The following is a 24,480-nucleotide window of genomic DNA, read 5'->3' on the forward strand; positions in this document are numbered from 1 at the left end:
TTCAAGTATTCCTCCACCGCCATTAACATTTGACATCTTGTCATTGGATCCGGATACAGCTCAGCAACAAGTGACATTGTTTTTGGTGGGATGGGGGGAGAGTGCATATTGTCTAGCTCCTTTATTGTCGGGGATGCCCTTGGTGATTGGTTTTGATGTGTCATATTTCTCTCATCTATTTCGAACACTAAGCAGCCTCTGAGGTTCCGCTTGTGAGATGGTATGCCATGATTACAGCTAGTTCGAAGGCCTCACCTCCTCTCTTGGTTACGATGTAACAGCGTGGTTTCTTCGGGTTTTTGATGTGTTTCTCGGGGTCAACCTCGGCAACAAATCCTCTCTCCGTCAGGCTGTTTACTGACTTGTAGACCATGGTGATATTCATGGCTTTTCCGCAGTATTTGTCTGTGATTTCCAAAACGTCGCTGTAAACAAACGGCATTTCGTCTTTGGACATTAATATGCCGCATGACAGCGTATGGAGCTCGTGCTTGGTTAAGACTTCTACTTTGTCGACCTGAGTAAGAGCGAATGTCGCGAAGTTTTTTCGGCATTTGATTTCATTATCTGTCTCAATAAATGAGAGGACATGCTTTAGTGATTTTTCCAAGTCGGCTAAGTCGACTGACATTTGATCGTTTCCGATTGGTGGTGGTGGGATGTGCTTTCCGTCTCTTGATGGGCTAGATCTCGACTTCTCCAGTATTGAAATGGACATTTCTTGACTCCTTACGTTTGAGAATTGGCAAATGCCAACATGACGAGTATTTCATTTTACAGCCGTAAAATCAACTTTATTTTACGGTCGTAAAATCATTTTCATTCAAAGGTTGCGTGATTCGTTGAAACTGCCAGATAATGGAATTTGATAAACCGCTGAATCTAACTACCTTGGCCGCTTATCAACCTCGACCATACTCCCAACAGGATGTTCCATGAATATCGAACTACTCCGCCGCCTTTGTGAAACGCCGGGCGTGCCAGGCCACGAACATCGCGTTCGCGAGCTCATTCAGGATGAGATCAAAGGTCTTTTCGACGAGGTCGCAGTTGACCCGATGGGATCGCTCCTGTGCCGCCGAAACAGCCGCAAAGCGCCCAAGAAGGGCGAGCCGAAAAAGGTCATGCTGCTCTGTCATATGGACGAGATCGGCTTCCTGGTTTCGCATGTCACCGACAGGGGATTTCTGCACGTCCAGCCCGTTGGCGGGTTCGATGCCCGGAACCTGTTCTCGCGGCGGGTCCTGGTTTCAACCGACGACGGTGACTTCAAGGGCGTCATGAACCCGGGCGGCAAGCCGATCCACATTTCGTCACCCGAAGAGCGCAAGAAGGTTCCCGAGCCCAAGGACTTCGTGATCGACATCGGTCTGGGTGACAAGGCCAAGGAGGTCGTCAGGGTTGGTGACATGGTGACCATGGATGAACCGCTGATCGAGATCGGCGACAAGGTCGTCTCCAAGGCACTGGACAATCGCATCGCCTGCTGGCTTGGTGTCGAGGCCATCAAGGGTCTTGGAAAGTCCAGGCACGAATGTGAGATCCACGTGGCATTCACCTGCCAGGAAGAGGTCGGCCTGCGCGGCGCGCGGACCTCGTCGTTTGCCGTCAAACCCGATATCGGACTGGGCATCGATACAACGCTTTCCTGCGATACGCCGGGCGTTCCCGAACAGGACCGCACAACGGTGCAGGGAGCGGGCTTCGGACTTCACGTCAAGGATTCCAGCTTCATAGCCGACCGGGACCTTGTGAAGGAATTCGAGGCGCTTGCCACAAAGGAAAAGATCCCGTTCCAGCGCACCATGCTCGCTGCAGGCGGTCAGGATGGCGCTGCCGCGCAACAGGCGGCAGCAGGGGCCAAGGCGGTCGGGATCGTCGTCGGCACCCGCTATATTCACACAGTCACCGAAATGATCCACAAATCGGATTTGCAGGCGGCGCTCGACGTACTCGTGGCTTACCTAAAGAAAGCCTGAAGCGCCGTAAGATCGCCAACCTTTCAAAGGTGCTGTGCGAAGATGCAGCACCTTTGCCGCTAGGCTTACTGGCGTCGCCCAAAAAAGCGACAGCTCCTGCGGCTAGAATATTACCGGGTGTGCTTCGCATTGGATCCAGCGCTATCAGTCTTGCCGCTCGACGGGGCGCAGGAAGTGGCGATCGTATCTTCGGATACAATCCATCGTCTCTGCGAATTTGATGGCTTTCTGGCAGTCTTCGTCCTCCAGGCTCATTGTGCGATAGGTTTCGTAGGCGGCAAGAGATGGGAAAGAGAACAGACAGACGGCAAGGTCGTTCGGGCTTTCGTGCGGCAGATAGTAGCCGTGATGCGTTCCGCCGAATTTTTCGACAAGCGGCATCCACATGCGTGCGTATTCCTCAAATTCGGCGGCTCTTGCCGGGTTGATTTCGTATTTGATGTAACAGGTTATCAACGGCTCTCTCCTTGTGACCTGACACGTTCATGCGCTGATTGAAGTCTGAGAAATACGCTTGCCGTCCTGAGGTCAACAAAAAGACGCGCCCAAACGAAAAACCCCGCCTGGAAGACGGGGTTGTTCATTGTGTAAGAGCGTGTGCCGCTCGGCTGTAAGCCCGTACTGACGACTGGCGTCGTTAAGCCACCAGGCCTGCAAGGTTGGAAACCTGCTCGCCCGTTCCCGCATAAAGTTCGCTGACCGACGCACTCAGGTAGCTGAAGGACCCGTTGTCGAATTCACCCTCGATGGCAGCCGCACTCGCAGAGCGCACGGAAAGGCCGGTTTCGCTGTTATAGGAAACCCGTTCATAGGAAACGAATTGCGCCGAAATCGTCTCACCGCCGATTTCCGCTTCAATGGTCGTCGTGGAAATGGAGGCGCTTTCATATGCTACAGAAGCTGAAACGCCCTGGTCTTCTTCGCCCAGTGCGGCTTTCAGTTTTCCCGCGGTCTTCTGGTAGTCCTCGACGGTTGCGAGCGCCTTGTCACCACCCTCGTCTTCATCGTCGCCCTTGCCCTTGTCGATGGCCTGCTGAAGCGCGGCGATCACCACAGCATCTTCTTCAGCTTTTTTGCTCGCGGCTTCGAGAACGGAGACTGTGGGAGCTTTGTCCTGGCCGTTACGCTGGCCGATGTCATGCCCGTATGCGTATCCTTTTGGACCTTGCTTGGATCCTTCTGGACCGCCACTCGAAAAGGATGCGGAAAACAGGCTCGCACTCTGGGTTGTCGTTTCGACACTGATCTGCATGTGCTTGATCCCGGTTTCACCGGTCCATTCTGGTCCGGCACAAGTCTTTTCAGCATCCTTCAATCGGGTTAACAGCCCATTAACCAAATGCACGGCGGGGCGTTGAAAACGCTATTTTTCGCCGGAAAAGACTGTCTGGAGAAAGCGCCCGCCAAGGGAAACGCCGCGATCGTCGATGAAATGCGCCAGTCCGTCGAGCTCATGGAAAGTTGATTGAACCCCGGCGGCTGTCAGTGCGTCCTGTGCCGCCTGTCCGTGATAGCTCGGCACGACGTCGTCATCCGCTCCGTGCACGATCAGAACCGGGCTCTCCCGGTTAATCTGCCCAAGCTTGTCCGCTCCCGGGAGCAGTCCTGAATATGCAAGGATACCGGCCAGCGGTTTTTTCCGTCTGAGCCCGGCTTGAAGCGCCATCATAGCACCCTGGCTAAAACCGAAAAGCGCCAGCGCGCTTTCATTCAGAGACAGTTTTTCCAGTTCCTCGTCCAGAAACCGGTCGAGCGCCGGTTGCGCAGCTTCTGCACCGATCCGGTATTCAGCTGGTGTTCGCTCGTCCAGCGCGAACCATTGACGTCCGCCAAAGCCATCGAAGGGGAGGGGTTCCGGCGCATTCGGTGCGACGAATGCAGCTCCGGGGAGCAAGGCCTGCCAGAAGCGGCCGAGATCGATCAGATCCGACCCGTCAGCGCCATAACCGTGTAACAGCACAACCAGTTGCTGAACGCTCTGGCCAGAAGCCGGCAAAAGTCTCGGCCCGTCAAGGCTGGAATGACCAGTCATTTTTTACTCCGCAGGCTTCTTTTGCTCAGAAGGATCGGAAGCCGGAATACCATCGTCAGTCAGTTTCATGAAGGGCAATGCAATCAGCATGGACGCGAGAATGAGGAGCCATGCCAGAGCAAAAGGGGCACCTGGAAACGTGATCGTCGCGGCGGGGCCCGAAAAATTGGCAAAAATCTGCGTCATGACGAATGGGCTGATCACAAGTGACAGGCCGGCGGCACTGGATATCAGACCCTGCAATTCACCCTGGGCGTTGTCGGGCATGCGATTGGACATCAGACCGGTGAAAGCGGGTGTTGCCAAAGCGCCAAACGCTGCAAAGATGATCATTGCATAGGCCATCCAGCCCGAACTTGCGAACGCAAGTCCTGCGAAAGCGACAAGGTTGGCGCTAAGGCCGATCAGCAGCGTGCGTCCCGGACCGAGTTTGGGCTCGAGAACTCTGATCAAGTAGCCCTGCACAAACACAAAACCGACACCAACAAAGGCGAGGGAGAGGCCGATATCGGCTGGTGTCCAGGCAAAGACCTCTTCTGCATAAAAGCTCCAGACCGCCGGATAGACATAGTGTGCGATATCGAACAGGAAGATTGCCAGCAAAAGAGTTCGTACGGCCGGATACTTCGCGACCTGTTTGAGCGCGCCCAATGGATTGGCGCGTTTCCAGTCGAAAGCGCGCCTGTTTTCCGGCTTCAGCGTCTCCGGCAAAACAAAGTAGCCGAAGAGGAAGTTGACGAAGGAGAGCGCTGCGGCGGCGTAGAACGGAGCACGCGGCCCATATTCGCCCAAATAGCCTCCGATCATGGGACCGAGCACAAAGCCGACCCCGAACCCTGCGCCGACAAGTCCGAAATTCTTGGCCCTGTCTTCCTTCGACGACACATCGGCGATGTAAGCGGAGGCCGCGGAGAAGGTGGCACCGGCAACACCGGAAAGGGTCCTGCCGATGAAAAGAACGGCAAGGTGCCAGGACAGCGCCATGACAAGATAGTCAACGGCCATCGTGAACATGGAGACCAGCAGGACGGGTCTGCGGCCGAACCGGTCTGATAGGTTTCCGAGTGTGGGCCCGAACACGAACTGCATCAGCGCATAGACGACGCTGAGCGCTCCGCCCCATCGCGCCGCTTCGCTGACGGGCAGTTGCGTCAGATCCGTTAAAAGCGATGGCAGCACCGGCATCATCAACCCGATCCCCATCGAGTTGATGGTCAGGGTGACAAGTATGAAACCGAGTGCACCTCGTTTTGTCTCTCCGGACGGCAAATGCGTTTCCTGCTGACTGAGTTGGCTACCGGCCGCTTGCGTCCGGAGGCTGCCTGCATGGGGTACCCGTGCCGGGCAAGGGCCGGGCGTCAAGTATCATCGGGTCTTTGCACCTGGAAAATCAGACCGTTGACATCCTTGCCTAGTTCCTTGCGCAGCACTTCCTCGCGGTCCTGCTTGTAAATGAGAGACGCCTCTTCGGCGCACCGGCGAATGTAGTCCGGCGTATGCGCATACCGGCCGGAACTGTCCACGCGGAAATCCGTACCGGTGACACCGACAAGGTGTTCGACACTTGCCACCAGAATGCCGCCGGGTTTCAACGCATTGGCCAGCGCGTGCATGAATGGTCTGAGATTGCCGATGTAGCACAGCGTGTCGACGCAGACGGCGAGGTCGAACTGTGTGGGAAGATCGGAATTCAGGAAGGAAACAAGTTCGCCTTCGACCAGGAAGTCGTAGACCTTCAGCTCCGCAGCCTTTTGCATCATGCCTTGCGACAGGTCGATCCCGGTAAGCCGCGTGCAGTGATCATTGATGAGAGGACCGCACAAGCCGGTGCCGCAGCCAAGATCGGCAACATCCTGAAACGGCGCGCCTCTTTCAGTGGCAAGGGCGACGACGTCTTCGGCGACCAGTTCCGGCGCACGGTAGCCGAGATTTTCCAGCACGGTGTCGAAGGAATCCGAGAACTTGTCGAAGTGAGACTTTACATAGTCTTCAGGTGCGTGCTCCAGATCGTCGCCCCTGACGGCGGCAAGGTGATAGTGGGCGGCCTCGTTGTCCGGCTCCGCTTCGACAATCCTTTCAAAATGTTCTTGCGAAAGGTCGGTCTTTCCAAGCGCACTCAAAATACGTGCACGCCAGAGGGCTGTGGGTGACTTCGGATCATCGAAACGAAGCGATTTGTCGATTGCTTCGGCAGCTTTGTCCTCCGAACCGGTAAACATCAGTGCAAGGCCATAAGTGTTCCAGGCGCTGGGGTTTTCAGGGTCCAGACGAACGATCTCGGACATGATGGTAAGGATTTCATGATAGTCGCCGGAGCTGCGCAACAACAGGTTTATGTTCTTCCAGGCATCTTCATGGCGTGAGTCAAATTCAACGGCGCGCACATAGGCTGCGAAGGCCTTTCTGGGCTCGCCGATCAGCTTGAGGATGTTGCCGAGATTGTTCAGGGCAGAGGTGTTTCGCTCATTGAGTTCCAGGGATCTCTGGATCAGATCAATCGCACTGTCGGATTGACCGGCGTCAAAATGCAAAAGGCCGAGAAAATGCAATCCGTCGGGATGTTTCGGGTCCTCGTTCAATATCTCAAGATAAATGTCCTGGGCTGTCTCCAGGTCGCCTTTGCGATGCGCAGCAATACCTTCCTGCAGCCTTTCATCAATATTCATGTTTCCCCCAATAAAAAAAGGGCGGTCGAACCGCCCTTGCTTCCGGAAAGACCTTAAAGGATAACCTTACAGGACTTTCAGGTCTTCAGCCACCATCTGACCGCGGCGCCACTCCAGATCGAAAGCAACCAGTTGGCCTTCCTTCAAAGTGTCGATGCCGGACCGGTGCAGGGCCGAGATGTGGACGAGAATATCCTCGCCGTCTTCGGGTTGGATCGTGCCGACACCGCGGCCCTGATCAAACCATTTTACGTTTCCATGTTGCATGGAGCTTGCTTTCCAATTCTACGCCTCAAGACATACAGGCGGTCTTCCTAGCCCGACTTTTCGACGTCTTGATGACAGTGTTTATGATAACTCTAAAGTACTCCGCAAATTTGCTTCGAAAATAAACATGCGTGTGCGCAGCCATTTCTTGCTGCAGCAGTTCAACGCGCAGTTTGATTTGCGAAGGTATCAGCTTTCCCGTCTAAGCAATGCGGGAAACCTTAGTGTCTCTTAGTATGGTAATGAATTTGTTAATTTCAAGGTAGGATCTAGAGCGAGTCACGTTCCCGTGCTCCACAGGCTTGCCGGCGTGTCCGGTTCGGTGCCGTGCTCCGTGGGAACGCAAAATTCAGGCGGTCGTGCGAACGGACCGCCTGTCGGCATCAACGATCGAGCTGCCCGAGAATGACATATTTCAGGATCTCCGCGACCTGCTCCGAGGTTTCGGCCACGGCAAGTGCGGCCCCGTCGACTTCTTTCAGGGGATGCGTCAGCGACGGGTCGTGAACGACGATGAGCGACTTGCCGAGTGCAGCCGCATACCCTGCGTCGAAGGCTGCGTTCCATTGCTTGTATTGGTCGCCGAAACGCACAACCACGATGTCAGCCTTTTCGATCAGCGTTCGCGTGCGGATCGCATTGACCTTCGCGCCTTTGTGGTCGTACCAGAATTTCTTGTCTTCGCCGCCGAGAATGACCGCACCGCAATCATCGCTTGCCGAATGATCCGTAACGGGCGCTGAAAATTCCACAGGCAGGTCCAGTGCCTTGACCCCATCTGTTATTCTTTCCCGCCAATCCGTGTGGATCTCTCCCGACAGGTAAACGCGCCAGTTGCTCATGGTGTCCATTCCTCGATCGTGATCAGCAAGCGCCAGCCTGCCCTGTGCCGAAGCTGGGACGTCGATGCGCCTGCGTCAAGCCCGGAACCGGGCCTTGGGTTACGTCCAAAGTACTTTGCGCTCGGATCGGGCTATTTCGTGTTCAAGTGCCAGACGCCATCCCAGTCAGCAGGTGCTCCCTGGCTTGAAATCAAATCGAGCCTGTTCAAGAAGACCGCGGCGATCTGGTCGTCCGGAGTGGACGCAATGATGGCTTCAAAAGTCTGACGGGCTTCCGTCCAACGGGCTTGTGAAAAGGCAGTCAGGGCCTCTTCGGAACGCTCCTGCAGCTCTCTCAGGTCTTGCGGCAATTCCTGGGATGGTCCAAGCGGCATATAGACATTTGTCGGTTGCGTCTTGCCTTTGACCTGGATTTTATCGACCGGCCGGAACTCAATGCCGGATGTTGTATCGCGGGTTCTCTGGCACACCAGGATCTGGGTGCCATAGACCTTGTTCGCCCCTTCCAGACGCGCTGCCAGGTTCACCGTGTCGCCCATGATCGTGTAATTCTTGGTTTTTTCCGAACCTATCGAGCCGATGACAGCCTCGCCGGTCGCAATGCCGATACGCTGACGCAGAATGGGCAGGTTCTTTTGCAGCCCCGTCAAGTCAGGCAGCTCCTTTTGAAACAGCTCCATGAGCCGGACATTGGCGAGGGCACTTTCAACGGCAAGCGTTGCCTGATCATCGTCTTCGCTGAAGGGCTGCGCCCAATAGGCCATGATTGCATCGCCGATATATTTGTCGATGACGCCCTGACGGTCGGTGATTTGCGAAGACATCAGGTCGAGATAGCGGTTGAGCACACGCACAAGACCGCCGGGCGTGAATTGTTCCGATATGGTCGTGAAGTCGGCAAGGTCCGAGAAATAGGCTGAGACCACCTTTTTCGTGCCGGCGGTCGCGTGAGACTGGTCGGTGATGAGGCCGGAAACCACACGCGGATCAAGGTACTGGCCGAAAGTGTCCTTGATTTTCTGCGTCGACCTGAGGCCGTCGACCATGGTGTTGAAGCTGTTGGTCAGGGAGCCGATTTCATCGCGCGAGCGCGGCGTCAATCGCACTTCGAAATCGCCTTCCTCAACGCGCCGGGCACCGCTTGAGAGTGCCCGCATAGGCTTAAGGAGCCCTGAGATGACAAAAGACGAAAGCAGCAGTGCAAGCAGTCCGGCAGTGGCGGTCGCTGCGATGCTGGCATAAAGCGCCTGTTGTTCATGGAGTGCGGCGGTCGCGACCGACTGGTCCGTGAAGTCGCTGACATGTTCGCGCAATGCGTTGAGCCGCTCTGTCAATTTCTGCCCTTCGCTCTCCAGCTGTTCTTCCAGATTTTCCCGTGTCGAAGGAGGCAGGTCCGCGGTCTTTACGAGATTGAGCGCATGACTGTGAAAGTTGCTGTGCTGGGTCTCTATGGCGATCAACGTCGGATAAAGAGCAGCAAGCTCCAGTTTGTCATTGAGAGAGGTAGCTTCGTCCTGCGCGGACCTGACCCGCCGCTCGGCAGACCTTAGAAGCGTTTCGACATTGTTCGCATGCGTTTCAAACAGCGCCAGTCCCGTCTCGAGTCGTTCCTCAAGGTGCACAATGCGTGCCTGAAGGTCAGGGCGCTGCGCGACTGCACTGTCGATGTCGGTTTCCGTCAATCCGGCACTGAGTGCCTCGAGCCGGTCGGCGCGCAATTCGGCTTCAAGCTTCTCGACCCGCTCAAGCTCCAGTTCTTCCTGGAGCGCAATTACCTCGATGCGCGCAACTTCGTGGCGCAGCGGTGAATAGACCTCGGAGATCAGCTGGAGTTCCTTGTTGATCTCGAAGATCTTGTAAATCGAAAACGTGGCTGCTCCCGCCATGATCAGAAAAACGATCAGCGACACTCCGAAGATTTTCCAGGCAATGCGCATTGCGATGAACCACCTAACGATCTTTCAGGAACGAGCGGCAGCTAGAGTGTAGCCAGCAGGTCCCGCAATGCTATCCGGTAATTGGGATAGCGGAATGTGAACCCGAGCTCGTCCTTGATGCGCTTGTTGGAGACCCGCTTGTTTTCACCGTAGAACGACCGCGCCATCGGCGTCAGATCGGCACTCTCGAATGGAATTTCCGGAGGCGGTTCCACGCCAAGCAATTCGGCGGCATATGTGACGACATCCTGTGGCGGTGCCGGTTCGTCGTCCGTTACATTGAAAACCCGTGTCGACCGGGTAGCCATGGCCAGCTTCAGGGCACGTGCAATATCTGCGACATGAATGCGGTTGAACACCTGGCCCGGTTTGACCAGCCGCCGCGCCTTGCCTTTCTTGAAGTTTTCAAACGTGTTCCGGCCAGGTCCGTAAATTCCGGACAAGCGGAAAACCTGGACCGCCAATCCGGTGTCCCCAGCAAAGGAAAGCCAGGCGTCTTCTGCAGCGACCCGCTGCACCGACCGCTTGGAAACAGGTTTGCAGGGCGTATCTTCATCGACCCACGCGCCGTCATGATTGCCGTAGACGCCGACTGTCGAAAGGTAGCCGGTCCAGGAAGGTTTTCCGGCCGCGATATCTTCTCCGTGCCAGGTAAGAACCGGATCGCCGTCTTCGTTTGGCGCAATCGAGACAAGGACATGCGTTGCTGTCTTCAGCGCGTCTGAAATGCCCGCACCTTTTGCAGTGCCATCGAAAAGAAAGGGTTCCACTCCTGCCTTGCGGAGAATGCTCGCCTTTTCTTCAGATCGTGTTGTGCCCCCGATCCATTCAAACTGGTCGCGAACCTCTTCAATGAAGGCCTTTGAAGAAAAGCCGACACCAAAAACAAACAGACGCATCTCAGAGCTCCAGGTGTTTGCGGCGAATTTCATAAAGTGCAACGCCGGTGGCAACGGCAAGGTTGAGGCTGTCCGCCTGACCGACCTGCGGGATCCGGATCAGGGTTGCGCAGGCGTCCGCCATATCGTCCTCCAGCCCTTTTTGCTCGTTACCCATCACCAGAAGGACCGGTTCGGTGTATTCGGGCTTTCTGTAGTCGACCGACCCTTTCAGGTGCGTGGCGGCGACAGTCCCCGGCCAGGCCTTTGCGAACGGCTTGAATTCGTCCTTCGTCATTTTGGCGAGAGGGACATGAAACAGCGATCCCATCGTGGCGCGAACGGCTTCTACGGCAAACGGGTCGGTGCAGTCACCAACCAGAATGACACCGCTTCCGCCCACGGCGTCAATGGTCCGGACGATCGTGCCGAGATTTCCCGGATCGCGGACGCGGTCGAGAGCAACCCAAAGGCCGTTTGGTGCGGGGTTGATGTCCCTCGCGGTCAGAATGTTCTGCTCATAGACACCGACGACCATTTGCGGATTGTCTTTCCGGGTCATCGCGGACATGACGGCGGTGGACACTTCAAGGATCAGCGCGCCACGTGCTTTTGCCGTGGCGGCGGCCTTCTGAGCGACCGGGTTTTCCCGGGCATCCGGACCCAGCGCAAGATATCTAACCTGCCAGCCTGCTTCGAGCGCATCAGTGGCCAGTTTCAATCCTTCAGCAACGAACAGGCCCGACTGGCTCCTGTGTTTGCGCTGCGCGACCAGTCCCTTGATTTCCTTGACGATCGGATTGGAATGGCTGGTGATTTGCTTCACCGCGCCTTGACGTTTTTCTTTACCTGCCTGGGACATGTCCCGCTCCGGAGGCTCGCTCGGGAGCCGAAATGTTGACTGTTTTTCCTCAAGGCTGGATTAGGGCCAAGGATGGAGCGGGTCAAGCCTTCCCCTGGCCGCCAGGTGGCAACAGACGTTCTGTTGCGATCAGGATCGATTCATCGATATCGACAGGAAACGCGGTAACATCCAGCTTTCCATCGATCGCCAGAAACGAAAGACCGTGGACCTGCGTCCAGAGCGGAAAGGCATTTCGTATCACGCTCTCGGTAATTTCCGGTTCGCCGGTGTATCGCGCGACTTCACGCAGAAGAACGCCGTACGAGCCGCGTCCCACCTCTCGGAGCTCTTCGATGCGCCCGGAATGTGCCTGCGTGCTGAACATCAGCCGGAAAGCGTGTGGTTCGCGGATCGCAAAATTCACATAGGCCCTGCCGATTGCAGAGATCGACTCCACGGTGCCGCGCGTAAACTGAGAGGCGTTGTCTTCCATCTCGACGCCAAGCCGCTGCAGCCCGTCCTTTGCCACGTCTGTCAGGAGGTCCTGCTTCGACGCGAAGTGACGGTAGGGAGCTGCGGTACTGACACCGGCCAGCCGGCATGCGTCGGACATGGAAAACCCATCCGGACCATGCTCTTCGATCAGGCTTCTTGCCGCCGAAATGAGCTGCCCGCGCAGGTCGCCATGGTGGTAGGCGCTTTTTTTCTGGACTTTGTTTTTAGCCATTTTCTGGTGTTTCTGAACTTTTTTTCAGCGAATCCCTTGTCGAAGTTAATTCTTCTAACATATGTTAGCAACTGTAACATAGTTAGAGCTGTTCACATTGATGGCGCATAGAGCCCGTGAACGGTTGCCGTCAAACAGGCGATGAGGGCAAGGCGATGTCGGAAAAGAGTGCAGCTTCTGAAACAAAGACGCCGAAGCGCGGGTCATTGAGGAAAATGACCCGGGGACTGGTCAGTTTGACGACATTTTCCATGAATGTCGGGCTTGCAGCTGCAGCCGTCATGATTGGGGTGACCACAATCCAGATGCGGGCAGAGGAAAAGCCGGCCGTTGCCGCAGCACCTCTTGTCGAGGTTCGGTCCATCGCCCCTGAATTTCGCACAGGATACGACGTCTCGCGCAGTTTTGTCGGCCGTATTGAACCGGCACGTCGCACCGATCTGGGTTTTGAGCTGTCCGGAACCATCCGTGAGATCGCGTTTGACGAAGGTGACACATTACAAAAGGGCGACGTGATAGCCGTTCTGGACACACGCGCGCTTGAAGCTGAGAAACGCCGTCAGATTGCGAACCGCCGTGCGACGGAGAGCGATCGCGAACTGGCTGCGCTGACGCTTCAGCGCCGTCAGCAACTGCGTGATGGCGGGCATGTCAGCGACCAGATCCTCGACGAAGCAAGGCTCGCGCTAACGCGTCTCGACGCTACGATCGATCAGATCGATGCCGCTGTCGAGGCGATCGATATCAGTCTCGATAAATCGGTCCTGACCGCTCCGTTTGACGGAACCGTTGGCGAGCGTTTGCTGGATGAAGGCGCAACGGTTTCTCCTGGTGCGCCGGTCTTACGCCTTCTGGAGACAGCCAAGCCAACGGTTCGTATTGGCCTCGCGCCAGAGGTCGTCGACCGTTTGAAACGGCAGGAGGCTTACGAGATCCGTGTCGCAGGCAGTCTGTTCGAGGCACGTCTTTCCGGTTTTCGGCCGGACCTGCAGACCAGTACCCGCACAATCGAAACGCTTTTTGAACTGCAAACGTCACGCGAAGTGCCGCAATTCGGGCGCCTTGCAGAACTCGGACTTACGGAACGCATCGATACCGAGGGCTACTGGGTGCCGACATCCGCGCTCAAGGAAGGACCTCGCGGTCTTTGGACCCTGTTGGCAATCGTCGAGACAGAGGCGCAAACGGGGGCCGGCGGGTATGAAATCCGGCGCGAAGCGGTGGAAGTGCTCCACGCCGATGCGGACAGATCCTTTGTCCGCGGCACGATATCTGCCGGCACACAGATCGTCGCAGAAGGCGTGCACCGTGTTGTTGTCGGCCAGAAAGTCAATCCGATCGGTGAGGGAGCATAGACAATGGAAACCGTGTTCTTCCGCCAGCCGCGTCTGGTTGCGCTTACGATCCTCGTCATCATCGCGGCCGGATTGTCCGCGCTCGTTGGAATTGGCCGTCAGGAAGACCCAACGATCACCAATCTCTTTGCCACCGTAACAACGGTATACCCGGGCGCGGACCCGGCCAGGGTCGAGGCTCTGGTGACGGAAAAGATCGAGGAAGAGCTGCGTGAAGTCGAAGAGATCGACGTGATCGAATCGACCTCTTCGTCCTCCATTTCGATTGTGCAGATCGAACTTCTCGACACGTTGACGGAAGAAGTGATCGAGCAGGCCTGGTCTGAAATCCGGGACAAGATCGGCGATGCGACAAGAGAATTCCCGCAAGGTGTTCTTGAACCGGAATTCTCGACGGAAGGCGCAGGTGCTTTCGCTTCGATCAGTGCGCTTGTGCCGCGACATGATGGCGTCTCGGATGCGGTGCTTTTGCGCTACGCCGAAGCCCTTTCAGACACTTTGCGCAATGTGCCGGGCACCAAGTCAGTCGAGATTTTCGGTGAGGTTGAAGAGGAAATTCTGGTTCAGGTCGATCCTGCGGTTCTGACCTCACTTTCTTTGACCGTTGAACAGGTTTCAGCAGCGATCAGATCCGCTGACGCCAAAGTGCGGGCAGGGCGTCTGCGCGGTGCCGACCGTGAGTTCCTGATTGAGGTCGAGGGAGAAATTGCCGCACTCGACCGGATCCGGCAAATTCCTGTCACCGTGAGCGATACCGGGATTGTGACACGGGTTGGAGATGTTGCAGCGGTTTCTAAGGGAAAGAGAGAACCTGCGGAAGAACTCGCCTTTTCCTCCGGACGGCCTGCCATCCTTGTCGCGGCAAAAATCGCCGACGGTCTTCAGGTAGACACCTGGATGGAACGCGTTCGCAGCCGGATTGCCGGATTTGAAGCGGACATGCCGTATTCCATCGAACACCAGCTCGTTTTCGACCAGAGCCTTTATACCATCGATCGCCTGTCCAATGTTGGCCTGAATATCGCCATCGGGATGGGGTTGGTGGTTGCGGTTCTGCTGGTCACCATGGGGCTGAGATCAGCGTTGATCGTGGCAATGGTCCTGCCAGTTGTGACCCTCGCTTCCTTCGCGACGATGAGCATGATCGGCTTGCCGCTTCATCAGATGTCCTTGACCGGGCTGATCGTCGCCCTCGGCCTCTTGGTCGATGCCGGTATCGTCATGACGGATGAAATCGGACAGGCGCTTGATCAGGGGAGAACCCGCCGTGACGCAGTCGCCAAGGCCGTGCGTCGCCTGTTTGCCCCCCTGCTCGCCTCCACGGTCACGACAGCGCTTTCCTTCATGCCGATGGTTCTGCTGCCAGGCCCCGCCGGAGACTTCGTGGGTGCCATCGCAATTGCTGTGATCATCATGCTTTTGTGGTCCTTCGTCGTCGCGGTCACTTTGACAGCCGCTATCGCCGGGTGGATTTTGCCAGCCAATACAAGTGGCGAAAAAACAGGAAAATCCGGGCTTGCGGCTTTAGTCGCCGTGCCCTTCCGCTTTTCCTTGAAGATGGCGATGCGCAATCCGGCAAGCTCCGTTGCCTTTGCTCTGGTCCTGCCGGTAATCGGCTTCCTGAGCATGCCAACGCTTACGGCGCAGTTTTTCCCTGGCGTTGACCGGAACCAGTTTCACATTGAGGTCGAGCTTTCGGATGGAACCGCGATCTCCGAAACCGCCGGCACGGCACGAAAAATAGATGCCGCGCTCGCGGGCACACAGGGTATCGAGCAAGTGTCTTGGGTGGTCGGTAAGAGTGCGCCCGCATTTTACTATAACATCGTCGGCAATCGGGACCGGGCACCTGCCTTTGCGCAAGCCCTTGTAACGACATCATCTGCGGCTGAAACCGCACGGCTTGTGCCGGTTTTGCAGGCAAGCCTGTCGTCGGACTTTCCGGAAGCGCGCATTCTGGTACGTGATCTCGTCCAGGGCCCGCCCGTCGACGCACCCGTCGAATTGCGTCTGGTCGGTCCCTCTCTGGAAGTTCTGCGTGTTGAAGGCGACAAGCTGCGTGAGCTTGCTGCGCGCGTCGAAGAGGTGACGATCGTGCGCACGACGCTCGATGGCGGCTCGCCGAAGCTGAAATTATCCGTCAACGAAGACAAGGCGCGGCTTTTGGGGCTGGGGCTTGGTGAGGTTGCTCAGCAGCTTGAGGCAACGCTTGAAGGGGCGACAGGTGGCAGCCTGATTGAGGGCACGGAGGAACTGCCGGTGCGCGTGCGCGTCGGTGCATCGGATCGAGGCGACTTGTCCCGCATTGCAAGTCTTCCCCTGTTGCCCGGAAACGGTGTGCCCGGGTCAGCGGCCTATAACGGTGTGCCTTTGTCTGCCATCGCCGACATCCGCATGGAGCCTGCCGAAGGCCAGATCAACCGGCGAAACGGCGAGCGGACCAACACCGTCCAGGCTTTCGTGCAATACGGCGTGTTGCCGGAAGAGGCACTCAAGAAACTCCAGTCGGAAGTGGAAGCTGCCGGATTTGCCCTGCCGGATGGATACCGGATCGAAACGGGAGGCGACTCTGATGCCCGTGACGACACGTTGACGAACCTGATAGGCTCGCTGGGGTTGATTGTGCCACTGTCGATTGCAGCGATTGTGCTGACATTCAACTCATTCCGCTTGTCTGCAGTTACGCTGGTCGTCGCCGTTCTCTCAGCGGGATTAAGCATCTTCGCGCTGGCGGTCTTCCAGTATCCGTTCGGGATCAACGCGATCATCGGCGTGATCGGCTCGATCGGTGTCTCCATAAATGCTGCGATCATCATATTGACCGGCATGCAGCAGAACGAAGGAGCGGTAAACGGAGACCAGAACGCGATGGTTGACGTTGTGATGGGGTCCAGCCGGCACATCGTGTCGACCACGCTGACGACGTTCGGTGGCTTCCTGCCCCTGATCCTGGAAGGAGGCGGCTTTTGGCCTCCCTTTGCAATGTCCATCGCTGGCGGCGTGCTGTTGTCGACCGTGATCTCGTTCTATTTCGCGCCGCCGATGTTTGCACTTGTTTATGCGCGCAAGCGCAAGCCCGCGGCTTCCGAAGAAACAAAACCGCAGGCACATGATGAGCGCTCGGAAACCGATACGTCGTGGTCCAACGACAACTACCAGCCAGCGATGGCGGCCGAGTGAGCCTGCGTCAGCGGCCGCTCCAACGGGAGAACAGTGAAGTCGACAGCGCCCGGCTTCCCGCTTCTTCGCGGATCACGAGTTCTCCGGACTCCAGGAGGCCGCCCTGCTCAGCGAGCGTTTCGGCCATCAGCTCGTGGATCGCGAGGAAGCTGGACCTGATCGCATAGGCGGTCAGGATCATGAACAATGAGTCCTTGGCCAATAGCTGCCGCAGATCCTTAAGCATGCCCGGCAGGCTGGTGTAGAGATCCCAGACTTCGCCTTTGGGACCACGACCGTATTTCGGAGGATCGAGAATGATCCCGTCATAGGTGTTCCCGCGCCTGACTTCACGAGCGACAAATTTCGACGCGTCTTCGCATATCCAGCGGATCGGCAGGTCATCCAGTCCGGACAACGCCTGGTTTTCACGGGCATATCCGATCGCCTTCTTGGAGGCGTCTACATGGGTCACCTGGGCTCCCTCCGTTGCAGGCAGCAACGATGCAAGGCCCGTATAGCCGAAGAGATTCAGGATTTTCAGCGGTTTGTCGGGCGAGTTCTTGCGCCCAGCCCGCACTTTTTCATTCACCCAGTCCCAATGAGCTGCCTGTTCGGGAAAAACCCCGACATGCCGGAACGACATGAAGCGGCCATTGTATCGGACCGGCCCGTAGGACATCGGCCAGGTTTCCGGCACGTTGCCTGCAAACTTCCAACGCCCGGGGCCTTCTTCTTCCGTGTCACCGGAAAAAACGGCATCCGCACGCTGCCACTGGGCTTCCTTGAGCCGGCGCGCGCCCATGGCTTGGGGCTCCGGACGCACAATGGTGAAACGGCCGTAGCGTTCCAGTTTCTCGCCGGCCCCCATGTCGAGAAGGCGGTAGTCCTTCCACCCCCTTGTTTCCAGCACGACGGGCCAGGACTGGGACGGCGGGCTCCCGTATGGGGCAAAGGAAGAGGCGCTTTTGGGGTCCGCCACGATGGTCTCACGTTGTTTGTTCACTTAGGTGATCACGCCTTAGTCTTCCTGGCGGGCAAGGTCAATCACAGCTTCATGCGGCGCAACGAAAAAGGGCGGAGCGCATGGCACTCCGCCCGTTCAACAATGCAACGACGCTGATCAGGCCGCGGCGACTTTCGACAGGAACTGCTCGACTTCCTGTTTCAAATGGTCCGTCTTGTCCGTCAGCTCGCCGGATGCCGAAAGAACCATGTCTGCGGACGATGATGTCTGATCGACTGCCTGTGACAGCTGAGTCATGGACGAGGATACTGCACCGGTTCCTTCTGCAGCCCGCTGAACGTTCTGCGAGATTTCCGCTGTTGCGGCGCCTTGCTGCTCAACCGCTGATGCGATGGCGGTGGTGTAGCTGTTCACCTCGGTCATGGTCTCCGCGATTTCGCCGATGGCCACGACGGATTCCTTGGTGGCGTTCTGGATCTCGGTGATCTGCGAGCTGATTTCCTCTGTCGCTCGCGACGTCTGTGTCGCAAGCTCCTTGACCTCGGAAGCAACCACCGCAAAGCCCTTGCCGGCTTCGCCTGCGCGCGCCGCCTCGATAGTGGCGTTCAGGGCAAGGAGGTTGGTTTGTTCAGCGATCGCCTGGATCAGGGTCACGACTTCGCCGATTTTTGTTGCAGCTTCCGCAAGACCCTCGACCTTCTCGTTGGTCTCGCGCGTGCCCGTTGTTGCCCGGTCGACGATCTCGGTGGTCTGCGCGACCTGACGGGATATCTCGCCGATCGAGGCCGCAAGTTCCTCTGCAGCACTGGCAACAGTCTGGACGTTGTTCGTGGTGTCGTTCGAGGAGGACTGGGTTTCGGTCGCATAACCGGCACTGTCACGGGCGATTTCAGTTAGCGCCTGTGCGGTGTTGTCAAGGCTACCTGCCGTTGACGCGACCGATCCGAGAGCCTCTTCCGCAGTCGCCCGGAAATTGTTGATCAGGTCGTCGACACGCTGCTGGCGCTCGTGACGGGCTTCTTCTTCCTGTTCGTTTTGCGCCTGGAGTTCAGCCCGCTCCACGGCGTTGTCCCGGAAAACCTGCACCGTGCGGCTCATGTTGCCGATTTCGTCGCCACGCTCGATACCAGGAATATCAACTTCGTTGTCACCATTCGCCAGCCGATCCATAACATTCGTTATGATCTGAATTGGACGTGTGATCGCCATGTTGAGGATAAAGGCCAGACCGACGCCCCCGAGAATAGCGAGCATGATTGTCATGATGATCTGAACTTCGGCGGAGCCGGCTGCGGAGTTGGCCGCCTGCGACTGCGCGTTCGAGATGGCTGCAATGTCGTCGTTGACCTTTCTGGTCAGGCTGTCGAGCTGCTGTCGTTTTTCCAGCAGGTCGGTTTCCGCTGTCAGCATTTCCTTGAACGACTTATCAAGCGTGACGATGGAAGTCGGGATCGCCTCGATCGCCTCGGCTGCCGACGGCAGGACCTTTGCGTATTTCAGCAGGTCTTCTTCGAGGGCAAGAAGCGAAGCAATCTGTGCTTCGACCAGTGCTTTATCGTCCGAACCGAAAGCGCCGAACAGGTAGAGCAGCTCGGAACGCGTTGTCTGGGCGGTCTGGTTCAGCGACTTGGCCTTGTCGGAAATCGTGCGAATGGTTGCGAGCCGTGTCGACGCTTCCAGTGACTCGGTTTTGGCCTGGTCAACCACCGGGGCCGCCTGTTCAAGAACCGCGACCGTCTTTGCGTCCAGGCCCTCGATGCCTTCGCCAACCGCAAGACGGGCTTCATAGGCTTCGGAAAAACCCAGGTCTTTCGTGAGGTTTTCAAGAGCACCGAGAAGCTTCTTGGTCGCACCGGCAAGCTGAGCCATGACTTTCGGCTGCATGCCGTCGATCTGCTTGTAACGCATCTGCTTTGTGGACGAGACCATGGCACGTGCAATATGGATTGATTCTTCAAGGGCCTCGCCTTGCAGATTGCCGTTCCCTTCCAGATATTTGAGCCGGATCTGAATGACCTTGTCCTTCAGTTCAAAGATGCCCCGCTGGATCGCGGAAGCGTCGTCCAGCCGGCTGTCGGCTGAAAAGGCCTCTGCGCTCACGCGCTTTTCCTCAGTGATCACCGCGTCATTGATGTTGAAAGCCAGCTTGCCGAGGTTTGCTGTATTCTCCTGAAGCGATGCAAGACGCAGAGCCTGTTGCTCCGTTTGCGCCACGACGTCGTCGAATGTTGCGGCGAATTCCGAAACGGCCTGCTTGGCTCCGGCGACCTGTGCCTCGGCTTCCGCATTGCCGGCCACTTCCTCATCCAGCTTCTGCAGGGAGGCGTTCAGGGCCTCGATTTCCTGATCGACAGCCGCACTCAGTTCTGGGGTCGGGCTATTCAGATAGTCTTCCCGCTTGAGGGACGTTGCCTGGACCTGACCGGCAACTTGCGCGGCGCGGTCGGCAACGACAAAGCTGGAGGAAAGGTTCTGGATGGCGAAGAAGCCAACGGCACCGACCACTGCGGTCAGCAGCAGCACCGCCAAAAACCCACCGCCGACCTTGAATCCGAACTTCAGGTCGACCAACGACTTCAAAATCTGTTTCATACGATCCCCGCATGGCTGTCAGAACAGCGTTACCCTTGAAAACACTATTCCCGTCAGCCATGAATATTGGGTAAACTATCGTATTAGAGTGTCCGTTTCTTTATTTCGCTTCATTGCAAATAGTACGTAAGTGTCATTTCGTAGACCTTGCCGGTCACGCAAGCCTAGCAACATTTGACGAGATCAGACATGTTGTCCGCCGTTGATGTGAATTTCAGCTCCGGTTACGTAAGAACTTCTTTGTGAGCACAGATAAAAGATCGTATCGGCCACTTCTTCCGGCAGCCCCAGGCGCCGCAAGGGTATGTCATCAATCATCTTTTCGGTTCCGGGCGAAAGAATGGACGTGTCGATCTCGCCTGGTGCGATAGCATTCACGCGGATGCCGTGAGGCCCGAAATCCGCTGCCATTTCACGCGTGAGCGACGCCAGCGCAGCCTTTGACGTCGCATAGGCTGTACCCGCGAAGGGATGAACCCGCATGCCTGCGATCGACGTCACATTCACCACGGATCCGGTTGCAGCTTTCAATTCATCGAACAACCCGCGCCCCAGCAGGATCGGTGCAAAGAAATTCACCTGAAAGACCGTCCGCCATTCATGCATCGCGGTATTGAGCGAATTGAGCCGTGCACCGTCTGTGCCTTTCGGACTGATCCCGGCGTTGTTGACGAGGGCCTGCAATTTTGAACCGTTTGCTTCCAGCCGCTTGCGGATTTCCTGGACCGCGTATCCAAGATTTTCCGGGTCGGAGAGGTCGACCTGAATATGATCCTCCGGTCCCATCGGCCAGGGACACTTGTCGGAAAACGCCTGCCGCGAGCACGTGATCACGCGCCAGCCCTCGGCGGAGAACCGCTTGACTGTGGCGTGTCCTATACCGCGGCTCGCGCCCGTCAACACAAGTGTCGGGCGGGTATCGGGGGTGTCCTGTCCGCTCATCGGGTGTCCTTGTAACTTCACAGGGGAGTCGGAAAAAGTTGACTCTTACAGTTGAGTTTCGTTATTGCGCATAAAACCCTAAATGCCAATATGTCCGGAATTCGGACACTGCACGAACCCTAAGATGATCGTATGCTCCTGTAACGTTCTTTCTGAGAAGCAGCTACGCGAAGCTGCAAAGGAAATGCGTGCCGATCCGAACGGTAAGGTGCCGACACCCGGAGCCGTGTTTCGACATCTGGGGTGCCGTCCAAGGTGTGGCGGCTGCTTTCCGTCCGTTATTGACATCATTCACGAAAAGGCGTCTGAAGAGACGAGGGAAACCGAACCGGAGAGCGTACCGCTCAAGCGCGCTGCCAACCGGTAGACTGGAGAGGGTCTTATGAAGGGTGAAGCACAGGTCATTGATTATCTGAACAAGGCTCTCCGGCACGAATTGACGGCGGTCAATCAGTATTGGGTCCATGCGCGTCTGCTCGCCGATTGGGGTTTCGGAAAACTGGCCGACAAGGAGCTGGAGGAAGCGGACGAAGAGCGTCAGCATGCCCAGGATCTCATGGACCGGATCATTTTTCTGGAAGGCCTGCCGAACCTTCAGACCCTGGACCCGCTTCGGATCGGGCAGAATGTGAAGGAATGCCTCGAAGGCGATCTGGCTGCCGAGTATGTCGCCCGTGCGCTTTATCACGAGGCGCGCGAAATCTGCCGCGACCTGGGCGACTACGTGTCCATGGAACTGTTTGAAAAGCTGCTCAGCGACGAGGAGAGCCACATCGACTTTCTGGAGACCCAGCTGGATCTGATCGAGCGGATCGGCATCGACAACTATTCGCTTCTGCAGGCAAAGTCGGCCGATCAGGCCGAATAGCCTTTACCGGTCCTCAGAAACGGCGGGCGGCTGTGCGACGGTTGAACAACTGCCGCCTTGCTCCTTGTTGAGATGGTGGGTCATTCCACCAGCGGCCGCGGCGTCTTCCGCGTCATGCGTCACCAGCAGGACCGGCAGATGCTTCTTTCTGGCAAGGCGGAACACCAGATCGCGCACATCTGCGCGCCTGCTTTGATCAAGGCTTGAAAACGGCTCGTCCAGCAACAGTGCTTTTGGCTCGGCCAGCAGCGTTCGCATGAGCGCAACGCGTGTCTGCTGGCCGCCGGAGAGCGTGGCCGGGTCCCGGTCGCTGAAACCGGCAAGGCCGACGTCATCGAGGGCTTGGAGGGCCAGCTGGCGGCGTTCCAAGCGACCTTTTACTGCCGGTGGGATTGCGAACAGAAGGTTCTGAAGAACCGACATGTGCGGAAAGAGCAGCGGTGACTGAAACATCAATCCGATGTGACGCTCCGGAGCCGGAACAGGCGTAAGGTCCTCACAATTCAGAATAACCCTGCCGGTCGCCTCGAAAACAGGCCGCAGGAAACCTGCGATGAAATCGAGCAGGCTGGATTTTCCGCTGCCGCTCTCTCCCATGATCGTAAGTATCTGGCCCGGCTGAATATGGCAATCGATCTCGAACAGCTGTGCTCCATCAAGGCGGATACTGACGCCTTCCAGAACCAGGCCGGTTTGTTCCGTTTTTGCCGGCATTCGATCTTACCTTTCCAGCCGCATGGCAGCACGATTGCGGAATGCGAGCGAAGGCACAAGTGCGGCCAGGATAAATCCGGCAAGTGGGATAACCAGTTGCAGCAGGGCATAAAGGGCAGCGACCTGACGATTTCCGCCGCTTGCAAGGGCAACGCTTTCCGTCGTGACAGTAACGATCCGTCCGGCCCCGATCATCAACGTTGGCAGATACTGACCGACGGAAACGGCGGCTGCGACCGCAAACGTGACGAGTCCGGGGCGGAGCATCAAGGGAAGCTGAATCTTCCAGAAAATACGCATTCGGGATGCGCCAATTGAGGTAGCCGCCTTGGCATAGCGCGGATCCAGCCGGTGCCAGGGATCGCTCAGGGCGAGATAGGCGTAAGGGAAGACAAATATCAGGTGCGCAAGAAGCACGGCTTCAAACGTTCCGCTTAGTCCGGCAATCAGAAACAGCATTTGAAGACCGAACAGGAAGCTGATCTGCGGCATGAGCAGCGGTAGAAAGACTATCGTGTTGATCCGGCTGCGGGCCGGCAGCTTGCGATAGCTGCGCGCCTCCAACAGCCACAGGGTAAGGGCTGTCGCGATTCCAGCGGCAAGCGCTGCTATCGCCAGTGTGGCAAAGAGCGCGGGACCTCCCATGCCGAACGCATCCAGCATCCGTTCGACCCCCCAGCGCTGCGGCAGCGTGGCCGGGAACCACCATGACTTTGCGACGGTCCAGATCCCGAGAAGGGCAATGGAAGCCGTCATGAGCACTACGATCAGAACCATGGGCAAAAGCCCGGCGAGACGCGCAAAGCCATCCTTCCGCCTGCGATGCCCGCTTGCAAACCGGGCGGCCTGCCAGGATGAAACAAGGCGCTCCAGAACCAGATAGACCAGCAGAGCGAATGCACTGACGAAGAGCTGCAGCAATGCACCGGCGGACGCCATGAGGCGTTTGGTCAGGTCCGGATCATTCATCCAGGCAACAAGGCGCGGAGCGAGCGGAGCGGGCGTTGTTGGTCCCAGAATCTGTGCGACGTCGACCACGGAAGTCGCATAGGCGATTACAGCAAGCATCGGCAGCCGGATAAGCGGATAGACCTGAGGCAGAACCAGTTTGAAGAACGTGCTCATCCGTCCATAACCGAGGCTGGCACCGGCTTTGTAGTAGTCCCTGATATGAGGTCTGTTGAGAGCGGCAAGCGTCATGAGAAACAGGAACGGGACTTCCTTGGCAACAAGACCCAGCGTCATTGTGAACCCCATCGGGTCATTCAGAATGAGCACGTCAGGCGGACGATCAAAGCCGGTTGCCCAGGGTGATACCAGACGCACCAGAAAGCCGGATGGCGCAATCAGGAAAGCGAGCCCGATAGCAGCAGCGGCGTGCGGCACGGACAGGAGCGGAGACAGAAAGCGCGTCAGACGCTGGAAGGTTCGTGTGCCGGACCAGCCCGCAGTGAAAATCAACACGATTGCCAGAGACAGGATCGAGGCAATCAGGCCGGTGCCAAAGCTCAAAGTCACGGAGGTCGTCAAGCCGGGCGCGCGAAGCAGCGCTTCAAATGGCTCAAGCGAAAAGGATCGATACCCGAGGACAGGCAGGTATCCGAAGGCAGGCAGGATCGTGCCCATCAGGCCGGCAAGCACCGGTCCGGCGAGCAGCGTCACGATAAGGACAGTCGGAAGATCAGGTCTGCCGGTCGCTAACGGCAAGAGA

Annotated in this window: 22 protein-coding genes; 5 read left to right on the plus strand and 17 right to left on the minus strand. The window is 57.2% G+C overall.

All coding sequences use genetic code 11. From position 1 onward, the window contains the following. Positions 1–187: 187 nt before the first annotated feature. The gene (locus ABVF61_RS15065; RefSeq protein WP_353994362.1) at positions 188–718 is read right to left on the minus strand and encodes a hypothetical protein; all 531 of its coding nucleotides are present in this window, start codon (positions 716–718) and stop codon (positions 188–190) included. Positions 719–935: 217 nt separating this feature from the next. Between ABVF61_RS15065 and ABVF61_RS15070 the strand changes: the two genes are divergently transcribed. Then, positions 936–1,979 carry a M42 family metallopeptidase gene (locus ABVF61_RS15070; RefSeq protein WP_353994363.1) on the plus strand — a complete coding sequence of 348 codons (1,044 nt, stop codon included), beginning with the start codon at positions 936–938 and terminating at the stop codon, positions 1,977–1,979. A gap of 144 nt (positions 1,980–2,123) precedes the next feature. On the opposite strand, the gene ABVF61_RS15075 is transcribed toward ABVF61_RS15070, so the two are convergent. From ABVF61_RS15075 to ABVF61_RS15125, 11 genes are all read right to left on the minus strand, one after another. Continuing rightward, positions 2,124–2,435, minus strand: a complete 312-nt coding sequence (locus ABVF61_RS15075) for an NIPSNAP family protein (RefSeq protein ID WP_353994364.1) — start codon at positions 2,433–2,435, stop codon at positions 2,124–2,126. A gap of 181 nt (positions 2,436–2,616) precedes the next feature. Beyond that, complete coding sequence (locus tag ABVF61_RS15080; protein WP_353994365.1) at positions 2,617–3,231, minus strand: hypothetical protein; 615 nt, start codon at positions 3,229–3,231, stop codon at positions 2,617–2,619. A gap of 111 nt (positions 3,232–3,342) precedes the next feature. Next, positions 3,343–4,011, minus strand: a complete 669-nt coding sequence (locus ABVF61_RS15085) for an alpha/beta hydrolase (protein ID WP_353994366.1) — start codon at positions 4,009–4,011, stop codon at positions 3,343–3,345. A 3-nt stretch (positions 4,012–4,014) separates the two neighbouring features. Continuing rightward, a complete protein-coding gene (locus ABVF61_RS15090) occupies positions 4,015–5,280 on the minus strand; it encodes a TCR/Tet family MFS transporter (protein WP_353994367.1) in 1,266 nt (421 codons plus the stop codon). Positions 5,281–5,369: 89 nt separating this feature from the next. Beyond that, on the minus strand, positions 5,370–6,677 hold the full coding sequence (locus ABVF61_RS15095) for a tetratricopeptide repeat protein (protein ID WP_353994368.1): 1,308 nt from the start codon (positions 6,675–6,677) through the stop codon (positions 5,370–5,372). 66 nt (positions 6,678–6,743) lie between these two features. After that, positions 6,744–6,944, minus strand: a complete 201-nt coding sequence (locus ABVF61_RS15100) for a cold-shock protein (RefSeq protein WP_353994369.1) — start codon at positions 6,942–6,944, stop codon at positions 6,744–6,746. Between the two features lie 383 nt (positions 6,945–7,327). Beyond that, on the minus strand, positions 7,328–7,786 hold the full coding sequence (locus ABVF61_RS15105; RefSeq protein ID WP_353994370.1) for a YtoQ family protein: 459 nt from the start codon (positions 7,784–7,786) through the stop codon (positions 7,328–7,330). Between the two features lie 131 nt (positions 7,787–7,917). Further along, positions 7,918–9,723 (minus strand): adenylate/guanylate cyclase domain-containing protein, encoded by a 1,806-nt coding sequence (locus ABVF61_RS15110; protein ID WP_353994371.1) that lies wholly within the window; start codon positions 9,721–9,723, stop codon positions 7,918–7,920. 41 nt (positions 9,724–9,764) lie between these two features. Then, a complete protein-coding gene (locus tag ABVF61_RS15115; protein WP_353994372.1) occupies positions 9,765–10,622 on the minus strand; it encodes an SDR family oxidoreductase in 858 nt (285 codons plus the stop codon). Between the two features lies 1 nt (position 10,623). Next, entirely contained in the window at positions 10,624–11,463 is an 840-nt protein-coding gene (locus ABVF61_RS15120; RefSeq protein WP_353994373.1) for a TrmH family RNA methyltransferase, read from the minus strand. 82 nt (positions 11,464–11,545) lie between these two features. Beyond that, positions 11,546–12,172, minus strand: a complete 627-nt coding sequence (locus ABVF61_RS15125; RefSeq protein WP_353994374.1) for a TetR/AcrR family transcriptional regulator — start codon at positions 12,170–12,172, stop codon at positions 11,546–11,548. 155 nt (positions 12,173–12,327) lie between these two features. On the opposite strand from ABVF61_RS15125, the gene ABVF61_RS15130 reads away from it, so the two are divergent. Then, positions 12,328–13,527 carry an efflux RND transporter periplasmic adaptor subunit gene (locus tag ABVF61_RS15130; RefSeq protein ID WP_353994375.1) on the plus strand — a complete coding sequence of 400 codons (1,200 nt, stop codon included), beginning with the start codon at positions 12,328–12,330 and terminating at the stop codon, positions 13,525–13,527. Between the two features lie 3 nt (positions 13,528–13,530). After that, positions 13,531–16,707 carry an efflux RND transporter permease subunit gene (locus tag ABVF61_RS15135; protein WP_353994376.1) on the plus strand — a complete coding sequence of 1,059 codons (3,177 nt, stop codon included), beginning with the start codon at positions 13,531–13,533 and terminating at the stop codon, positions 16,705–16,707. A gap of 7 nt (positions 16,708–16,714) precedes the next feature. Here ABVF61_RS15135 and ABVF61_RS15140 read toward each other — a convergent pair whose 3' ends face one another. The 3 genes from ABVF61_RS15140 to ABVF61_RS15150 all read right to left on the minus strand — a co-directional run bounded on the left by ABVF61_RS15140 (position 16,715) and on the right by ABVF61_RS15150 (position 21,187). Continuing rightward, positions 16,715–17,692: a class I SAM-dependent methyltransferase gene (locus ABVF61_RS15140; RefSeq protein WP_502949967.1), complete on the minus strand. Its 978-nt coding sequence runs from the start codon at positions 17,690–17,692 to the stop codon at positions 16,715–16,717. A 117-nt stretch (positions 17,693–17,809) separates the two neighbouring features. Further along, positions 17,810–20,245: a methyl-accepting chemotaxis protein gene (locus ABVF61_RS15145; protein ID WP_353994377.1), complete on the minus strand. Its 2,436-nt coding sequence runs from the start codon at positions 20,243–20,245 to the stop codon at positions 17,810–17,812. Positions 20,246–20,428: 183 nt separating this feature from the next. Next, positions 20,429–21,187 carry an SDR family NAD(P)-dependent oxidoreductase gene (locus tag ABVF61_RS15150; protein WP_353994378.1) on the minus strand — a complete coding sequence of 253 codons (759 nt, stop codon included), beginning with the start codon at positions 21,185–21,187 and terminating at the stop codon, positions 20,429–20,431. A gap of 124 nt (positions 21,188–21,311) precedes the next feature. Between ABVF61_RS15150 and ABVF61_RS15155 the strand changes: the two genes are divergently transcribed. Then, positions 21,312–21,554 (plus strand): (2Fe-2S)-binding protein, encoded by a 243-nt coding sequence (locus ABVF61_RS15155; RefSeq protein ID WP_353994379.1) that lies wholly within the window; start codon positions 21,312–21,314, stop codon positions 21,552–21,554. Positions 21,555–21,569: 15 nt separating this feature from the next. Beyond that, complete coding sequence (bfr, locus tag ABVF61_RS15160; RefSeq protein ID WP_353994380.1) at positions 21,570–22,055, plus strand: bacterioferritin; 486 nt, start codon at positions 21,570–21,572, stop codon at positions 22,053–22,055. A 3-nt stretch (positions 22,056–22,058) separates the two neighbouring features. Here bfr and ABVF61_RS15165 read toward each other — a convergent pair whose 3' ends face one another. Beyond that, positions 22,059–22,769, minus strand: a complete 711-nt coding sequence (locus tag ABVF61_RS15165; protein WP_353994381.1) for an ATP-binding cassette domain-containing protein — start codon at positions 22,767–22,769, stop codon at positions 22,059–22,061. Positions 22,770–22,775: 6 nt separating this feature from the next. Next, complete coding sequence (locus tag ABVF61_RS15170) at positions 22,776–24,476, minus strand: ABC transporter permease (RefSeq protein ID WP_353994382.1); 1,701 nt, start codon at positions 24,474–24,476, stop codon at positions 22,776–22,778. Positions 24,477–24,480 lie beyond the last annotated feature (4 nt).

This window comes from Roseibium sp. HPY-6 (assembly GCF_040530035.1).
Taxonomy (GTDB): Bacteria; Pseudomonadota; Alphaproteobacteria; order Rhizobiales; family Stappiaceae; genus Roseibium.

Bases quoted from the DNA above. Each gene is read 5' to 3' on its own strand.
- bfr (WP_353994380.1), top strand. From the start codon at position 21,570: ATGAAGGGTGAAGCACAGGTCATTGATTATCTGAACAAGGCTCTCCGG.
- ABVF61_RS15135 (WP_353994376.1), top strand. From the start codon at position 13,531: ATGGAAACCGTGTTCTTCCGCCAGCCGCGTCTGGTTGCGCTTACGATC.
- ABVF61_RS15115 (WP_353994372.1), bottom strand. From the start codon at position 10,622: ATGCGTCTGTTTGTTTTTGGTGTCGGCTTTTCTTCAAAGGCCTTCATT.
- ABVF61_RS15110 (WP_353994371.1), bottom strand. From the start codon at position 9,723: ATGCGCATTGCCTGGAAAATCTTCGGAGTGTCGCTGATCGTTTTTCTG.
- ABVF61_RS15095 (WP_353994368.1), bottom strand. From the start codon at position 6,677: ATGAATATTGATGAAAGGCTGCAGGAAGGTATTGCTGCGCATCGCAAA.
- ABVF61_RS15120 (WP_353994373.1), bottom strand. From the start codon at position 11,463: ATGTCCCAGGCAGGTAAAGAAAAACGTCAAGGCGCGGTGAAGCAAATC.
- ABVF61_RS15105 (WP_353994370.1), bottom strand. From the start codon at position 7,786: ATGAGCAACTGGCGCGTTTACCTGTCGGGAGAGATCCACACGGATTGG.
- ABVF61_RS15130 (WP_353994375.1), top strand. From the start codon at position 12,328: ATGTCGGAAAAGAGTGCAGCTTCTGAAACAAAGACGCCGAAGCGCGGG.
- ABVF61_RS15150 (WP_353994378.1), bottom strand. From the start codon at position 21,187: ATGAGCGGACAGGACACCCCCGATACCCGCCCGACACTTGTGTTGACG.
- ABVF61_RS15165 (WP_353994381.1), bottom strand. From the start codon at position 22,769: ATGCCGGCAAAAACGGAACAAACCGGCCTGGTTCTGGAAGGCGTCAGT.
- ABVF61_RS15125 (WP_353994374.1), bottom strand. From the start codon at position 12,172: ATGGCTAAAAACAAAGTCCAGAAAAAAAGCGCCTACCACCATGGCGAC.
- ABVF61_RS15065 (WP_353994362.1), bottom strand. From the start codon at position 718: ATGTCCATTTCAATACTGGAGAAGTCGAGATCTAGCCCATCAAGAGAC.
- ABVF61_RS15085 (WP_353994366.1), bottom strand. From the start codon at position 4,011: ATGACTGGTCATTCCAGCCTTGACGGGCCGAGACTTTTGCCGGCTTCT.
- ABVF61_RS15100 (WP_353994369.1), bottom strand. From the start codon at position 6,944: ATGCAACATGGAAACGTAAAATGGTTTGATCAGGGCCGCGGTGTCGGC.
- ABVF61_RS15155 (WP_353994379.1), top strand. From the start codon at position 21,312: ATGATCGTATGCTCCTGTAACGTTCTTTCTGAGAAGCAGCTACGCGAA.
- ABVF61_RS15080 (WP_353994365.1), bottom strand. From the start codon at position 3,231: ATGCAGATCAGTGTCGAAACGACAACCCAGAGTGCGAGCCTGTTTTCC.
- ABVF61_RS15145 (WP_353994377.1), bottom strand. From the start codon at position 20,245: ATGAAACAGATTTTGAAGTCGTTGGTCGACCTGAAGTTCGGATTCAAG.
- ABVF61_RS15070 (WP_353994363.1), top strand. From the start codon at position 936: ATGAATATCGAACTACTCCGCCGCCTTTGTGAAACGCCGGGCGTGCCA.